A 15,969-nucleotide genomic window follows, 5' to 3' on the forward strand; every position below is an offset into this window, starting at 1 on the left:
CGTTGAGCGGGCGGGAGGACGGACTGCCGGACGAGACCGGGCCGCCCTGTCGCGAGGGGGGCTACCCCCAACGCCCCCGCTTGGCCTCCATGGCCGCCTTCCCCTCCGCCCCCTTCCGCTTCCAGTCGCGCCGCAGTTCGGCCCTGAGCCGGGCGTCGGTCTTGGCGACGATCCACTGGTTCTCGCGCATGAGCTTGCGGTAGCTGTCGAGCCGCCGCTCGGGCAGCTCGCCCGACTCGACGGCGGCCAGCACCGCGCACCCCGGTTCCGCGGTGTGGGCGCAGTCCTGGAACCGGCACTGTCCCGCCAGTTCCTCGATCTCGGCGAACACCTGCCCGACCCCGGTCTGCGCGTCCCACAGTCCGACCCCGCGCAGCCCCGGCGTGTCGATCAGGACACCGCCGCCGGGCAGGGCGAGCAGATTGCGCGTGGTGGTCGTATGACGGCCCTTGCCGTCCACGTCACGCGTCGCCCGCACGTCCATCACGTCCTCGCCGAGCAGCGCGTTGGCGAGCGTCGACTTTCCGGCACCGGACTGCCCGAGCAGCACGGACGTACCACCGGCGGCGACCGCGGCGAGCACGTCGATGCCCTCCCCGGTCGCGGCACTGACAGCGAACACCGGCACGCCTGGCGCCGTGGTCTCCACGTCCTGGACGAGATACGACAACGTCACCGCGTCCGGCACGAGGTCGGCCTTGGTGAGCACGACGACGGGCTGGGCACCGGACTCCCAGGCGAGCGCGAGAAACCGTTCGATCCGGCCGAGGTCGAGGTCCCCGGTCAGCGGTACGGCGACGATCGCGTGGTCGACGTTGGCCGCGAGGATCTGCCCCTCGGACCGCTTGGAGGAGGTGGAACGCACGAAGGCGGTACGGCGCGACAGCAGCGTCCGCACATAGCGCGGGTCGACGCCCGCGGGGTCGACGGCGACCCAGTCGCCCGTGCACACGACCTTCATCGGGTCACGGGGGACGACGAACTCCGTGTCGGCACGGACCGTACCGCCCGACGTGACAACATCGCACAGGCCGCGATCGACCCGTACGACACGGCCGGGCAGGAGGCCCTGCTCGGCGAAGGGGACGAACTCGGCCTCCCGGTCCGCGTCCCAGCCGTACGGCTGGAGCGGGTGTGAGGGAGACGGGAGCAGACCCGGGAGAGAAGAGAAAGACAAGGGGTGACCCTTCACAAGGGTGGCCCCGGCACCGCGCACACAGACGCGGGAAGAGAGGAGAGGTCAGCCGGAGGCCACGGGAGTGGACTTGATGAACTTCCGGATGCGGGCAGCGCCCATCACAGAGACAGCCATCGGTCACACCTCCCACAGCACAAGCCGAGTCACTGGCGGCAACGTGAAGCTGCCGCTCGAACACCACCAACCCTAGAAGGTCTACGGGCCGCGACGCCAGCAAATTATGGCGCGCCCATGACGCAACACGTCCAACTGCTCCCGTCGAGCCCGACCCCCACCGACTCGGCCATGCCGGCTCAGCGAAGTTGGTGGGGGTCGGGCCGGCACAGCGCTTCACTTGCCCATTCGGAGACACGGCCGTCCCTGTCGGCCCCTCGACCTCCGCTACGACCGTTCTCGACGCTCCGCGCCACGAGCCCCTTGCTGACGGATCCCCACGCCGGGGTGGACAGGGTGATCACGTCTTCGACCGCCGCCTCGGCGCAGTCGCCTCGTCCTGTGATGCAGTGGATCATCACGAACCGGACGTCACGCGACCACGCCGAAGCCTGCGGCTACGAGCCGCACCATCCGCCGCGATCCGAGCTTGATTCTCCACTCATTTGACGTAGGGAAGCCCCAGGCCCGCCTGTCTCAATGTCTCTTCATAGAGAGAGAGCATCGATGCGACGGTCGACTGAATCTGATCCACCGAAAACTCGGCCTCAGCCAGGTCTCTCGACTGAATATACCCAGCCAATTCCTCGACAACTCCCTGGAGAATCTTCAAGGAATCCCCCTGCATCGCCAACGCAGGATAACGCCGACCCTCGATCTGAACAACAGCGTAGTTCCCCGACAGGCCCAGGACCGTAGCTACCCTCTGTGATTCATTCATCTCTACTCGTCCTATGCGATTCAACTGTCTCTACCCTTGAGGATAGAAAGTGATATGGGGCACGGAAGGATCAAGCGTAGCTATATGTATATCTATCTGCCTTCCAACACCTACGGTAATGTCTGCCTTCGGTAGCGAGCTGGAAACCGAATGCGCCGTTCGACCATTGATCCCCTCGATCACATAATCCCAATCCGACAGAGGATTGATTTTCCCGGTCGCCCGACTTCCGACCACCGAGATTGGCTTCCCGATGCGATTTGCCGCGTTTTGAATGCGAACCTGCTCCGACCCCGTGAGATTCGCCAAGTCCGCCCCTGGCCCCACTGACGGCCCGCACCCAGTGCTGTTGTGAACGAGTACCGGAGTCTCGCCCGCCAGGACATAGTACGTGTGGATGTCGGCCACGGTGAGGTTGTAAACAGTGGCCGGCTGGGTCCATCGGTCGACGCCGGTGATGTGGATGACGGCGTCGGTGGATGTGCTGAGTCGTTCTCCGTTGATGAGCTGGGCTGCGTCGACCCAGCTGCCGAGTTCAGGGACCCAGAAGGGGTGTCCGGCCGTGGCGGTGACCGAGGCGGTCTTCTTCTTGCCGTCGACTTCGATGGAAAGGGTGAGTCTGACCAGGTTCTTCAGACCCTTGCCGGTGATCTCGGCAGTGACCGTCTTGAATTCGATGCGGCCGGTCTTCGGGTCCGTGGAGAGGACCTTGTCACCGGTCTTCACGTCCTCGATGGGCTTGGTCGTTCCGTCGGCCATCAGGACCTGGGTGCCGGGAATGAAGCTGTTGCAGGGCTTTTCGGCTCCGGCAGCCCCACCCAGATAGGCCAACACGACCGTATCGATGACGTCTTCGATGAAGTTGCCACGGGCGACGGCCGCGGCTTTGTCACTGCATTCCTCCGCGTTGTAGACGCAGTAGGTGGCCGCGATCTCCTTGGCCTTCTCGACGTCCTTGCCGCCGTGGAGTACGTAGAGGTAGGCCTGACGGCATCCCTCGCGGCCGTAGCAGGCAGAGCCTTCGTCGGCGGACTCGTAGACCGGGTTGTACCAGAAGTCGTCTGTGAACTCCCCGTTCATTCTGGGGGACCAGTAGTCGTCCGCGAGTTTGTTGAGTTTGTTCGTGACCGGAGTGTTGGCCGCGACCCACTGCTTCTTCGCGGCCTGGGCACGCTTGTAGATCGTGCCGCGGCGGTAGTCGACCGTGCCGGACTTGTCGTCGTAGCCGACTTCTTTCTTGGTCTCCTTGCTGCAATAACTGAGGTCGTACTGGCAGGAGTTGGGCTTGGAGCCGATCTCCGTGCCCGCCGGGTCGGAATAGGTCAGCGGGTTGTTGTTGGCGTAGGTGTAGCCGTGCATCTGCTGCGGGTCGCCGGCCGTGAAGACCGGGTCGACCGAGAGGAAGCGGCCCGTCGCGGGGTCGTACTCGCGCGCTCCGAGATGGGTGAGCGCGGTGGCGGTGTCGGTGGTGCCGCCCACGAAGCCCTTGGTGCCGGTCCAGGTGGCCGGCACGGTTCCGCGCAGCCCGCCGAAGGGCATGGTCCGGCGTTGGGTCAGGGCCTGGGTGTCGGCGTTGACGGACAGTTGGGCGGTGCCGTGGTGGTCGGCCAGGGTGAAGGAGAGGGTTCCGTCGTTGGCCTGGACGGCCTGGTGGCCGCCGCCGATGCCGAAGTAGCGGGTGCCCTTCGCAGTCGTGGCGCCCGTCGCCAGGGTGATCTCCGTGTCGCCCAGGTAGAGCGTGGTCTCTGTCGGGGTGCGGCCGATCAGACGGGAGCCGTCAGCGTCGTACAGGTATTCGGTGACCTTGTCGCTGCCGCCCTCGACCGGCTGGGTGACCTTGGCGAGATGGCCCTCGATGTCCCAGTCCAGGGTCTGGGAGGTGCCGTTGCCCAGTTGCCGGGTGTGGGTGTAGCCCCCGGTGTCGTAGCCGAAGCTGTCGGTCGATTTCACCGTGCCGGTGGTGGTGTCGACCGAGTTCAGCTTGTGCGGCTGGGCCGTACCCGGATCGGGGTAGTGGTAGCTCCGCTCGGTGTTCGAGGCGCCGCTGGTGGTGGCGTGCTGGGTCTCGGTGAGACGGTTGCCGACCTTGTCGTAGGAGTAGGAGGTCCAGTACGGGGCCGGGCCGCCCAACGTGCTGGTGCCGGGGGTGGTGGCGCAGCCGGTGGTCGACTGGGCCCAGGCCTCGGTCAGCCGGCCGAGGTAGTCGTAGCCGAAGCACTGGTCGTCCGTGCCGGAGCGGGAGGTGTCCGAGACGGACAGGACATTGCCCGCCTCGTCGTACGTGTAGGTGTTGTTCTGGTCGGATCCCGTCACGTCCTGGCGTCCCACCGCCGAGGTGGCCAGCCGCTGGGTGCCCCACTGGTACGTGTTGTCCTCGTACGTGGTCTTCCCGCCGTTCGCGGCCATCACGTACCGCAGCGGCTTGCCGGTGTAGCTGTAGTTCGTGCTCGCGGTCAGGTTGAGCGGGCCGCTGACCTTGACGGGCCGCTGGGTGCCGTCCTCGTACGTGTAGGTGACGGTGTTGGCGGCGAGGTCACCGGCCTTCGGGTAGCCGACGCCGGACACCGTGCCCGAGGCGTTGTAGGTGGTCGTCGTCAGATAGGTGCCCTGGAGGGCACTCTCCGTCGACGGGATGGTCACCGAGGTGCGCAGCGGCCGGTACAGACGGTCGTAGGCCACGACGCTCGACTTGTACTCCTGGCCGCCGCTGTAGCGGGAACTGGAGGTGAGATGGCCCTTGTTGCCGCTGATGGTGTCGTAGACCCACTTGGCGCGCAGCGTGCCGGTGGAGGAGTTCTCCCGCAGCTCGGTCGTGCGGCCCAGACCGTCGTAGACATACGCCAGGACGCTGCCGCGGCCGTCTCTGGCGGTGGTCAGCTGGGAGCGGTCGTCGTATTCGTTGTGGCCGGCTCCCTTGTCCGGGTCGGTGGTGTCGGTGAGCCGGCCCATCAGGTCGTACTTCCAGGTCCAGTCGTTGCCGGCCGGGTCGGTGACGTCGGTCGGTTCGCCCCGGGGGCTGTACCCGTAGGTGGTGGTGTCGTAGGAGGCGTCGGCGGCCCTGGAGTGGAGCAGGCGCAGTTCGCTGGTGCGGCCGCGGGCGTCGGTGACCGTGGTGTGTGCGGTGCCGCCCACCGGCGGGATGACCGTGGTGGTGTTGCCGCCGTAGCTGGTCCTCGTGATCCCGAGGACAGTGCCGCCGTCACCGTTTCCGGCGATCTGCCGTAGCTCGGTCTCCCGGCCCAGACCGTCGTAGGTGTGCCGGTTCTGGGTCTCCACGCTCAGTGCCTTCTCGGGCTTCAGGAGCGTGGTCGAGGGCGCGTCGGTGATGTAGTAGGTCGCGAACTCCTTGGTGACCAGGCCCCGTTCGTCGTAGAAGGTGTCCGCGAGCAGTGCTCCGCCCTCCGGGCCGGGCGCCTGCGTCTGCCGGGTGCGCAGGAAGCCGTCGTAGAACGTGTACGAGGTGTCCTGCGCGCCCGAGTTGCCGATGGTCCTGGTGGACACCACGACCGGCTGGTTGTCCGCGACGGTGTAGCCGAACTCGTAGCTGGGGGTCTGGCCGGTGGTGCGGTCCGCCTGCCACACCTTGGTGGTGCGCCCCAGGGCGTCGTACGCGTGGGTGACGGCCTTGCCGTTGGTGTCGGTCTCCGTGAGCGGCAGGCCGCGCAGGGTGTCGTAGGCGGTGGTGGATGTCTGCGCGGTCGTGGTGTCCCCGGCCGTGGCGGGCGGGGTGGTCACCGAACTGCTCGTCGGGAAGCCCGTGGCCGGGGTGTACGCGGTGGTGGTGGTACGGCCGTCGGTACGGGCGGACCGCGTCGGCGTGCCCGCGGAGGTGACCGTCACGTCGGCGGTCAGGTCGGTGGTGGCCAGCGCCCGGCCGTAGCCGTCGTAGGTGGAGCCGGATTCGAGGTAGACCGCGCTGGAGCCGCTGTACGTCTTGAGTTTGGCGGTCCTGGTGGCGTCGCCCTTCGTGGCCGCGGCGCCGTATGCCCCGCCGTCGTAGGCGGTTCGGACGTCGGACATGACGTCGGCCGGTCGGCTGGTGGTGGCGTCGCACGCCTTGGCGACCGTCTCCACCCGTGCGGGGGCGCCGACGGGAACGCTGCCGGATACGTAGGTGGTGCGGGTGCACTGGTCGTCGGCGGCGGTCGTGGTGTCGCCGAGGTCGTCGGTCTGGGTGACCAGGCCCGTGGTGGTGTCGTGGGTGTCGGACGTCGAGGTGGTCTGCCACTTGGCGCCCGCGCCGTCGTCGAGCGAGGTCCAGGACCTGGTGGAGGCGTTGCCGGTCAGGTTGGCCGTCACCGTGCCCCAGGTGCGGACCTTCTTCGCGGTCTGCTGGTACCAGGGTCGGCTGACGGACTTGGCGAGCACCTTGCCGCCGGGGCCGGAGTAGGTGACGGTCTTGTACGCGAAACCGGCCTGCGACTCGTGATCGGTGATCGCGTCGCCTTCGCCCGAGCCGAGGTCGACCGACACGCTCCTGGTGCCGCCCGAGGCGTTCTTGCGGTCGCCGTCCATGCCGCGCAGGAAGTACGAGTCCTCCTGCGACTTCATCACCGAGGCGCCGCCCTGACCGCCGGTGCGCACCCTGACGTGGCCGTAACCACGCCACTGCGACCAGGTCTTGGACTTCTCCTTGGTCATCCCGTCGTCATCGTCGTAGTGCCAGGCCGCGCCGTCCAGGTAGTCGTACATGGTGACCTGGTCGGGCGAACCGCCGGTACGGTCGGTCGAAGTGACCGTGGCGACCACGTACTTGTTGAACCACTGGAGGACGGGGTCGTCGCTCGTGCTGCCGCCGATGTACTGCGGGAAGCAGCGGGTCGTGTTGGTCTCCGGTGTGGGCAGCGCGGCGAAGTCGCACTCCGACGCCGAGTAGCCGACGTCGATCTGACCGCCCGACTCGTCCGCGACCGTGGACAGCCGGGACTTGATGAACGGGGCGAAGCCGTCGCCGGTCTTGTCCAGCCGGTTGGCGAGCTGGGTGTACGCGAAGGTGACCTTCGGCAGCGTGATCGACGTGCCGCCGGTGCCGTAGCCGGTGCGCTGGACGGAGTCCAGCAGCAGTTGGTAGTCGGTGTCGGCCATGCCCCACCGATGGGCGAGCTTCCAGCCGTCGACATTGCTGTAGGAGCCGGACACCAGGACCTGGGTGGCTACGGAGGTCAGCCGGTCGCGGGTGAAGAACGCCGGGGAGAACCGGCCGTTGTCGCAGTCGGTTCCCGCGGTGCAGTTCTGGTCCCATGGAGTGTCGTACCAGTACTGGGCGTCCGTGGAGATGGACGAGCAGGTGGTCGAGCTGTCCGGGATGCATCGCTCGCCGCTGGTGAAATCGACCTTGGCGAGCGCCTTCGCCGAGTACATGGCCGTGCTCTTCAGCCCGTACTCGATGCGGTCGATGGTCCCGCCGCGCACATACGGTGTGTCGTCCGCGGCGGTCAGGTTGCGGCCGTAGGAGTTGGTCTCCTTGTCGTAGTAGTACGCGACCGCGTCGCCGTGCGGGTTCACGACGTAGTCCAGGTTCCAGCGCCAGCCCTGCTGGCACCAGGACGCCGCGAACGTCGAGGCGTGGCACTGGTCGTCGGCGTCGTCGCCGAAGACCGGTACGGTCCAGGCCGAGTCGGTGGTCTCGTTGCCGCTCGCCCAGCCCGGCAGCCGGTTGTAGCCGAAGTAGTACTGGGTGCCGTCGGGGGTGGTCACCCTCCAGTACTCGTCGTTGCGGGCGCCGTTGGACCGCACGTCGGTGGAGGTGCCGTAGATCCGGTCGATCTTCGTGCCGTCGTCGTTCTGGAGCTTGAAGGAGTTCGTGCCGTTCGGTACCAGTTCCCCGCCCGAACCGTTCAGCGACAGCGTGGCGTTGTCGTACGCCCAGCACAGGTCGCCCGGTTTGTTCCCGTCGGCGTTGGTGACCCCGTCGTCCGCGCAGCTCTTGTAGGTGCGCTCGATGAAGCCGGGTGCCAGGTCGAAGCCGTCACCGACCCACGAGGCCTGGTTGTTGGTGTTGCCCGTCCGGCCGTCGACGCCACCGGAGGAGTACGACAGACCCACCTGCGGAGTCAGCCCGCCGGGCACCTGCGGCACCGGCATGTCGTACGCCCAGGAGAAGGAGCCGCTGCTCAGATCGGTGTTCCAGGTCGACGAGGCGGCCAGCGAGGTGGCCGTGAAGTCACTCTTGTCGCTGCTCGCCGAGGCGGTCACGGCCAGGACGGTCGTCGTGCTCGCACTCAGGGCGACCGAGTCCGTGGTCAGGGTCTGCTTGGCGGTGTCGTTGACGGTCGGCACCGGCTCGGTCGTACGGCACTGCTTCTTCTCCGGTGTAGTCAGCGCGCACCCCGGCAGCCGGACCAGGGTCAGCCGGGAGGCGTAGTCGCCGCCGTACAGGCCTGCGAACGAGGAGTAGTCCAGTTCGGCGTGCGCCTTTCCGGACCGCTGCGCGGCGCCCTCGCGGGGAGCCAGGGTGAAGACCGGACCGTCGGCACCCGCCTTGCGTGAGTCCGCGCGCGACAGCGTGCGCACCGTGTAGGTACCGGTGGCCGCGTCCGATCGGTCCTTGACACCCAGAGTGAGAGGTAATTCCTGCACCCGGGAGGCTTTTTGACGGAGCGTCACTTCCGCGGTGGTCGTCTTCGGCCAGCTGGTGGCCGGTGCCTCGGCGGGCGTTCGGGGGCCCTTCGTCACCGTGCGGGGCACGGCCTTGCCCACCGGGACACTGGGGACGGGGGACTCGGCCCGCGGCACGGCGGGCATGCGCCAGCCTTCGGCGACGGCGGGGACCCCCGCCGCCTGGAGCAGGGTCGCGGTCATGACGGTGGCCGTGATGGCGGCCACCCTGCGCCACGGCCGTGTCGTTCTGGAACGGTGTCCGATCCTCATACGCGTTCGTCTTCCTCCCGTTGAGTGCCCCGCGGGCAGCGGGGAACCGCGCACGACGCGGTGAAGTGCGTGGCCGGGGACGGGCCGGCCGCACACGGCGGCCCGTCCCCGGCGGCTGTGCCGGTCAGTCGCCGCTGGGGACCGAGGTCTCCACGCCGGGGTTGCCGACGGCGAGGTGGTCGATCTGCGTCTCGGTCAGCGCGCCCTGGAAGACCCAGACGTCGGAGAGCGAGCCGGGGAAGTACTGGCCGGGCGTGGTGCCGACGGTGTCCCGGCCGAGTTGCAGGGTCTTGGTGGCCTTGTACATCAGCACGGTGTCGGCCCACGAGACGCTGTCGGCGCAGCTCGCGTCGTCCTGTACGCCGTCCTCGTCGTCGTCGGCGCAGGCGGTCTCCTGGAGCTCCCCGTTGACGTAGAGGCGGATCTCCTTGGAGAAGCCGTCGTAGACGAGCGCCACGTGGTTCCAGTCGGTGGCGGTGTAGAAATTGCCGTTGCCGATGTCGGAGACGGCGGCGGAGGAGCTGTCGGTGTCGGCGGTGGCGATGCGCCAACGGCCCGGATCGGCGGCCGGGTTGGCGCTGGGTTCGTAGCGCACCGCGAACGCGCTCTTCGCGGCCCCGGGTGCGCTGATGACGGTGACGGGGGCGGTCGGGACGGCCGCCGCCTGGACGAAGGCGCTGACGGTGAAGCTGCCGCTGGTGTCGACCGGCACCACGGGAGCCGTGGCGTAGTCGTCCGTGCCGTCGAGGATCACGCCTCCGTCGACCCAGCCGTAGCCGGTGGTGGCGCCGTTGTAGAGGGTCATGGCGTTGGCCGAGGCCGAGGCGTCCGGCGTGGTCGGCGGGGAGCCGGTGGAGGACGTCTCGAACTTCCAGCGCCCCTTGACCACGGCCCGCTGCTTGAACAGCTGCTGCACCTCACCGGCGGACACCGGCCGGTCGAAGAGCCGTACGTCGTCGATCTGTCCGGGGAAGAACGAGGTGGCCGCTCCCTGGAACGAGCTGGCGCCGATCTGTACCGCGCCCCCGGCGTACCAGGTCGAGGGCAGGGCGACCGTGCCGGCCAGGCTCCCGTTGACGTACAGCGAGAGCGTGTCCGCCTCGGTGTCCTGGACGCCGACCAGATGGGTCCACTCGCCGCCGTACGCGATGGTTCCTGTGGGCTGCATGGCCCGTACCACCGTGGAGTCGGCGGTGTCGGCGCTGTGCTGGTTGAACACCCAGCGGTCGTAGGAGTTGGAGTAGTACAGCTCCGGTCCCGTCACCGTGGTGCCGATCTGCGTGGCGACGGTCGCCGCGTGGGTCGGTTTGGTCTTCGGCAGTTTCACCCAGGCCGACACCGCGAAGCTGAGCGAGGTGTTGATGTGCGGGCCGCCGGTCGTGGCGTAGTCGTCGGTTCCGTCCAGGGTCAGCGCGTTGCCGTCCACACCGGCCGAGCCGGTGGCGGCGCCGCCCTTGAGGACCGCGGGATTGACGTCGGCCGCGCCGCTCAGGGCGGTCACGTCGGCGTCGTCGTCCATGTGGAAGACCATGCGGGCGGGGCGGCCGCCGATCGAGTTGGAGCTGTACAGGCTCGCGACATCGGCCGCTCCCAGCGGCTTCTCGAAGGTCTTCACCTCGTCGACGGCGCCGGGGAAGGGCGAGGCGGGCGTGGTCGCCCCGTCGAGGTAGCTGCCGCCGATGATCATGCCGCGCCGTGCGTTCCAGGGCGTGCTGTAGGCCGTGGTCCCGGCCAGTACGCCGTTGACGTACAGCTTCAGCAGACTCTCACCGGCGGAAAAGACGCCGACCAGGTGAGTCCACTCCCCGGCCTTGACCCCGCCGGCGGCGGCCTGCATCGCACGGACGGGGGTGCCGCTGGAGCTGTCGGAGCTGTACTGGTTGAACACCCAGCGGTCGTAGCCCTTGGAGTAGTACAGCTCGAATCCCGCTGCGTGGTTGCCGCGTTGGGAGACCGCGACCGCCGCTCCGGTCGGCATGGCGGAGAGTTTCACCCATGCGGACACCGAGAAGCTGACGTCGGTGTTGATGGTGGCGATGTCCGTGGCGGCGTAGTCGTCGACACCGTCGAACTGCACCGCCGTGCCGAACTTCCCCTCGGTCTTCGGCGTCGGGCCGTTGTAGAGGGTGGCTGTCTGCTCGGGTGCGCTGCCGGCCACCGCGGTGGCGCCGGCCGCCTCGTCCATGGACCAGTCGGCTCGCTCCCGCTGTCCCGCTTTGACGCGGAACTGGTAGGTGCGTATCTCGGAGCCGTTTCCGGCCGCGTCGAAGGAGCGTGCGGTGAAGGTGTTGAGGCCGGGCTTGAGCGGGAGGACCGGTACGGTCCTGGCCGCGCCGCCGGAGGTGGTGACGGTGTTGGTGGACACCGGGTCGTTGTTGATGCCGAACCAGTACTTGGTCACGTCCGAGACGGCACCCGTGATCACGAAGTCGCCGTACTGGCCCACCCCGTCGTACCAGGGGTCCTCGGGATCGTCGGAGTTCATGGCCGGGTAGATGGCGGACGAGATGCCCGGCGCCTTGGGCACGCTCGTGTCGTACACGAAGTAGCAGGCGGTCGGGTCACCCGAGTACGACCACGGCGAGTACTGGGCTCCGTCGTAGGAACGGACGTACCAGCTCACCGTCTTGTTGGCGGGCAGGGAGGTCGGTAGGGTGATCGCGAAGTCCGAGCCGGACTTCTTCGCCGTCGTCCGTCCGGACTTCCAGCGGGTGACCACTCCCTTGCCGTCACCGGTGTCCCAGCTCGCCCAGAACTCGACGGAGACGGAGTCGCCGTCGGGGTCGGTGATGTTGTTCGCATAGATCTTGCCCCGGGTGCCGACCCGCGCGGCGGCGGCCGGCTTCTTGCACGAGCCGCCGTACTCCATGGTCAGTTGCGACATCTTGACCTGCGGCGGCGGGCGGTTGTACTGCACGCGCAGGTAGGCGTCGTCGGAGAACCGCTTCCATCCGTACTCGTCGGTCTCGCTCGCCGCCTTCAGGCCGAAGGTCATCGTCGACCACTTCTTGTTCGCCGCGTCCTGCACGGCGGACTTCACGTCGAACTCCGCGTCCTTGGCGGCGCAGCCGGTGAACCCGTAGGCGAAGGACGCGGTCTTGAGCTGGTCGATCCAGAAGCCGCTCGCGTTCTGCGAGTTCCAGGTCGTCGACGAGGAGATGTCCTTGGTGCGCCACAGTTCCACGCTCCGCGCCGAGCAGGACGCCGACCAGGTGTTGCGGACCACGAACTCCGCCTGGAGCACGCTCCGGCCCGCGAACTTCGAGGTCGGGATGCGGTAGAAGAGCCGCTTGGTGTCGTTCGGCGCGCAGTAGGACCAGTTGCAGTAGCCCATGCCCGCGTCCGAGTCGCCGTTGAACTTCCACTGCGGGGACGACGCCCAGTACTTGGAGGCCATCGTCCAGGCCGTGGCCTTCGGGGAGTACCACTGGGGGTCGATGAACACGGGGTACACCGTGTCCTTGCCGCGCAGCACGTCGCTGTCGGGCGTGAGCACGAGGGTGTTCTGCCCGGCGGGAACGTCCACGCCGACCGGAGCCATGTTGGCGGACTCGCCGGCCGCGGCCCGGGACGAGCGTGTGGTGGTCTCGGCGGCAGCGGTGCGGGAACCGGTGGCGGACTGCTTGGCGGTCGCGGTCGCGGTCGCGGTGGCGGTGGCGGTGGCGGCCGGTGCCTGGCTGCTGGAGTCCCACATCATGGGCCGGGGGGCCTCGAAGACGGGGCTTCCCGCGCCCTGGTCGACCGCGGCGAGGCCGCCCTCGGCGGTCTCCTCCACCCGCATGCCGTCGGCGTCCAGCTTCAGACGCAGTTCGCTCAGCTCCGAACTCGCCGCGGCTCGGGCCGACTTGACGACCAGGAGCTGGGTGAAGCCGTCCTGCTGAGCCGCCATCCGCAGGTCGACGTCGGGCAGCACGTCCGGGTAGGTGACGGTGTTTCCGTTCAGCTCCGGGGACGGCAGCTCCCCGGGCCAGGACAGTGCGAGTTCACGGCCGCTCTTCGTCATCCGCACCAGCGGATCCGACCCGCCACCGGAGAACGTCAGGCCGACGGTCGTGGCCTTGGGCGTCACCGTTCCGTCCGCCCGCTTCGTCAGGGTGGTGTCGATGTCCTGCCACTTGCCGTCGACCCGGGTCCGCACCGGGCGCAGATGCTCCCGGGCCTCCAGGTTCCCCTCCGGGGTGGCGTACACCTCGCTGCTCTCCCCGCGCAGCGAGGCGATCTCGACGAGCTTGCCGGTACGCGCGGCCTCGGCCAACGCCCGGGTGTCCTCGCCCCCGCCATCCCCGGTGTCGGCGTCGGCCGCCGCACCGGTCGTGTCCGCGCCGGTCGCTGCCGCGGCCGAACCACCGGTCTTCGTCACGGTCACCGCCGTGGCGTCGTCGACCGCACTCGCCGCCAGCACTAACGCTGCGACGAGTACGGCGGCGGCTCTGTGCCGCCTACATCTGCCCCCGTACAACCTCACGTGAACTACCCCCGTATGAAGATGAGTTGGACCATCACCGACCGCACTCGGCCAGGTGATCGGATCGCAACATAAGACATCCACAGCTTTCTTACTAGAGACTCACTAATGGACATGAGTCACAGAAGATGACAAAAATGCAAACCGGCAGCGTGGCGCATTTCACAAAAGTGCGCGATGTTCGCCAGAAACCGACATCCACGCACGGAACTCCCCCGCACCGGGCGGGCGACGGCGGGCCGACCGGTCAACTCACCTGTACGGGAACGGTGTTGGGCACGGTGTTCCACTCGGCCGCCCGGAGGGTGTTGACCATCAGCATGGCGATGGTCATCGGGCCCACCCCGCCCGGAACGGGGGTGATGCGGCCGGCGACGCCGTCGAGTTCGGCGGCGCGGACGTCGCCGGTCAGGCCCTCGGGGGTGCGGTGGATGCCGACGTCGATGACGGTGGCGCCGGGCTTGACGTGCTCGGGTCCGACAAGACCCCGGACTCCGGTGGCCACGACGACGATGTCCGCGGGGCGGGTGATGGCTGCCAGGTCGGCGGTGAACTCGTGGGCGACCGTCACCGTGGCACCGCGCCGCAGCAGCAACTGGGCCAGGGGGCGGCCGACGAGTTCGCCCCAGCCGACGACGGCGACGCACGCGCCCCTGAGTTCGATGCCCTCGGTGTCGAGGAGTTCGATGACACCGCTCGGTGTGCAGGGGCGCAGTCCGCGTTCGCCGCGGGCCAGCCGGCCCGCGCTGGCCGTGGTCAGGCCGTCGACGTCCTTGGCCGCGGGGATGCGTCGATCAGGGGCGCGGCGTCGAGGTGGGCGGGCAGCGGGAGTTGGAGCAGGATTCCGGAGACGTCCGGCTCGGCCGCCAACCTTTCGGGGGCGGCTGCGCAACGGCGCGTCGCATGTCGATCATCGGTTGCTCGTCGGTTGCCCGTCGTCGATCACGCCTCGGCTCCCGTCGGTCTCCTTACAATGGGTGAACGCCGGGTCGCCGGGACGCACGTGCGCACGACAACGTCAGAGCAGGGGCGATGGGGACTTCCAGAAGAGTCACGTTGAACGACGTGGCCGCGGCGAGCGGTGTTTCCCGCGCCACCGTCAGCTTCGTGCTCAACGACGACCCGCACCAGACGATCTCGGCCGCCACCCGCGACCGGGTGAAGGAGGCCGCCCGGACTCTCGGCTACGTTCCGCACGGCGTGGCGAGAGCACTGCGCGAAGGGTCTTCCCGGGTGGTCGTCCTGAACATCGACGCGGGCATGGAAGGCGCGTACTCCCGCAGCTACATCCACGGACTCGACGCGGAACTGGCCGCCCACGACCACGTCCTCCTGGTCCGGTACGGCCACCACACCGAACAGTCCAGACAGCAGGTCCTGGACGTCATCGTCCCCCGCGCGGTGATCCGCTTCGGCGAGACCTACCTCACCGGTCACGCCCTCGACGACGTGGGAGGCGGCTGGCGCAACGGCCTCGCCGCCCACACCGCGCTCCAGCTCCGCCACCTCGTCGAGCACGGCCACACCCACATCGCCCTGGCACTGCCGGACACCGAGTCACCACTCGCCGCGGCCCGCCTGCGCTTCGCCGCGCACGCCGCGCAGAACCTCGCCGTCCCCACTCCGGTCTCCTTCACCGCCCCCCGGGACCGGTCCACCTGCGCCGACGCCGTCAGCGCACTCCTCTCCCGGACCCCCGCGGTGACCGCGATCGCCGGCTTCAACGACGACGTGGCCCTGCGCGTCCTCACCGCCCTGCGCGACCTGGGCCGACGCGTGCCGGACGACACCGCCGTGATCGGCTTCGACGACAACGGCTACGGCGAACACGTCATCCCCTCGCTGACCACGATCAACGTCGACGGCGAGGCCCACGGCCGACTCAGCGCCCGGCTCGTCCTGGGGCTCGGCACCAGCGGCCTGGAGCCCCCGCCCGCGCGGGTCGTCGTCCGCGAGTCGACCTGACGCGGCGGAACTCGCGCCTCTGGATCACCTTCACGGCCGTGGCTCTCCTGGGCGCGGTACTCAGCGCGAGGCTCGACCGTACGCACACGGAGAAACCCGTACCGACCGGCCTGACGCCGAAGATCACGCTTCTCCGGGATTTCCGGGCCCTCCAGGCTTTCCAGGCTTTCCGGGGCCTCTTTTCAGACCAGTATCGCCTCCACATTCGACGAAATCGCGCTCAGCGCCCGGCTCACCGGGCACCTCTGTTCGGCCGTCGCGGCGGCCTGCTGGAGTTGTTCCTCGGTAATTCCTGGGACGGCCGCGTTGATTTTGATGCTGATGAGCGTGAAGCCCGTGCCGACCTTCATGGTCGCCGCGCATTCCGTGGTGACACTGAGGGGTGGGGTGCCCGCCTCCGTGAGGACGTGGGAGAGCATCAGGGTGAAGCAGGCTCCCTGCGCCGCGGCGATCAACTCCTCGGGGGAGATGGGCCTCGACCGGCGGGCGGTCGCCTCGCACCTGGTCAGCTCGTACTTCTCGGCGGCCGTGCTCGTGGAGGACGCGATCGCCGCGCTGGAGCGGGTGCAGGTCGCCCACTACCACGAGTACGCATGA

The 15,969-nt window shown here is 68.4% G+C and carries 8 protein-coding genes; 2 read left to right on the top strand and 6 right to left on the bottom strand.

Annotation, left to right across the window (positions count from 1 at the left end; translation table 11 throughout):
- Positions 1-61: 61 nt before the first annotated feature.
- From rsgA to ACWIHT_RS09550, 5 genes are all read right to left on the bottom strand, one after another.
- Entirely contained in the window at positions 62-1,177 is a 1,116-nt protein-coding gene (gene rsgA, locus ACWIHT_RS09530; protein ID WP_456166178.1) for a ribosome small subunit-dependent GTPase A, read from the bottom strand.
- Positions 1,178-1,793: 616 nt separating this feature from the next.
- A complete protein-coding gene (locus ACWIHT_RS09535; RefSeq protein ID WP_456166180.1) occupies positions 1,794-2,072 on the bottom strand; it encodes a DUF6959 family protein in 279 nt (92 codons plus the stop codon).
- A 30-nt stretch (positions 2,073-2,102) separates the two neighbouring features.
- Complete coding sequence (locus ACWIHT_RS09540; RefSeq protein WP_456166182.1) at positions 2,103-8,873, bottom strand: polymorphic toxin-type HINT domain-containing protein; 6,771 nt, start codon at positions 8,871-8,873, stop codon at positions 2,103-2,105.
- A 193-nt stretch (positions 8,874-9,066) separates the two neighbouring features.
- Positions 9,067-13,302 carry a LamG-like jellyroll fold domain-containing protein gene (locus ACWIHT_RS09545; protein WP_456166184.1) on the bottom strand — a complete coding sequence of 1,412 codons (4,236 nt, stop codon included), beginning with the start codon at positions 13,300-13,302 and terminating at the stop codon, positions 9,067-9,069.
- A 352-nt stretch (positions 13,303-13,654) separates the two neighbouring features.
- Positions 13,655-14,299 carry a bifunctional 5,10-methylenetetrahydrofolate dehydrogenase/5,10-methenyltetrahydrofolate cyclohydrolase gene (locus tag ACWIHT_RS09550; RefSeq protein ID WP_456166186.1) on the bottom strand — a complete coding sequence of 215 codons (645 nt, stop codon included), beginning with the start codon at positions 14,297-14,299 and terminating at the stop codon, positions 13,655-13,657.
- A 173-nt stretch (positions 14,300-14,472) separates the two neighbouring features.
- Here ACWIHT_RS09550 and ACWIHT_RS09555 point away from each other — a divergent pair, with 173 nt between their 5' ends.
- Complete coding sequence (locus tag ACWIHT_RS09555; protein ID WP_456167093.1) at positions 14,473-15,372, top strand: LacI family DNA-binding transcriptional regulator; 900 nt, start codon at positions 14,473-14,475, stop codon at positions 15,370-15,372.
- Positions 15,373-15,554: 182 nt separating this feature from the next.
- On the opposite strand, the gene ACWIHT_RS09560 is transcribed toward ACWIHT_RS09555, so the two are convergent.
- Complete coding sequence (locus ACWIHT_RS09560; protein WP_456166188.1) at positions 15,555-15,827, bottom strand: OsmC family protein; 273 nt, start codon at positions 15,825-15,827, stop codon at positions 15,555-15,557.
- Between ACWIHT_RS09560 and ACWIHT_RS09565 the strand changes: the two genes are divergently transcribed.
- A complete protein-coding gene (locus ACWIHT_RS09565; protein ID WP_456166190.1) occupies positions 15,796-15,969 on the top strand; it encodes a hypothetical protein in 174 nt (57 codons plus the stop codon). The two genes, ACWIHT_RS09560 and ACWIHT_RS09565, sit on opposite strands and share 32 nt — an antisense overlap.

The sequence above is a fragment of the Streptomyces sp. NPDC002276 genome, from assembly GCF_053891435.1.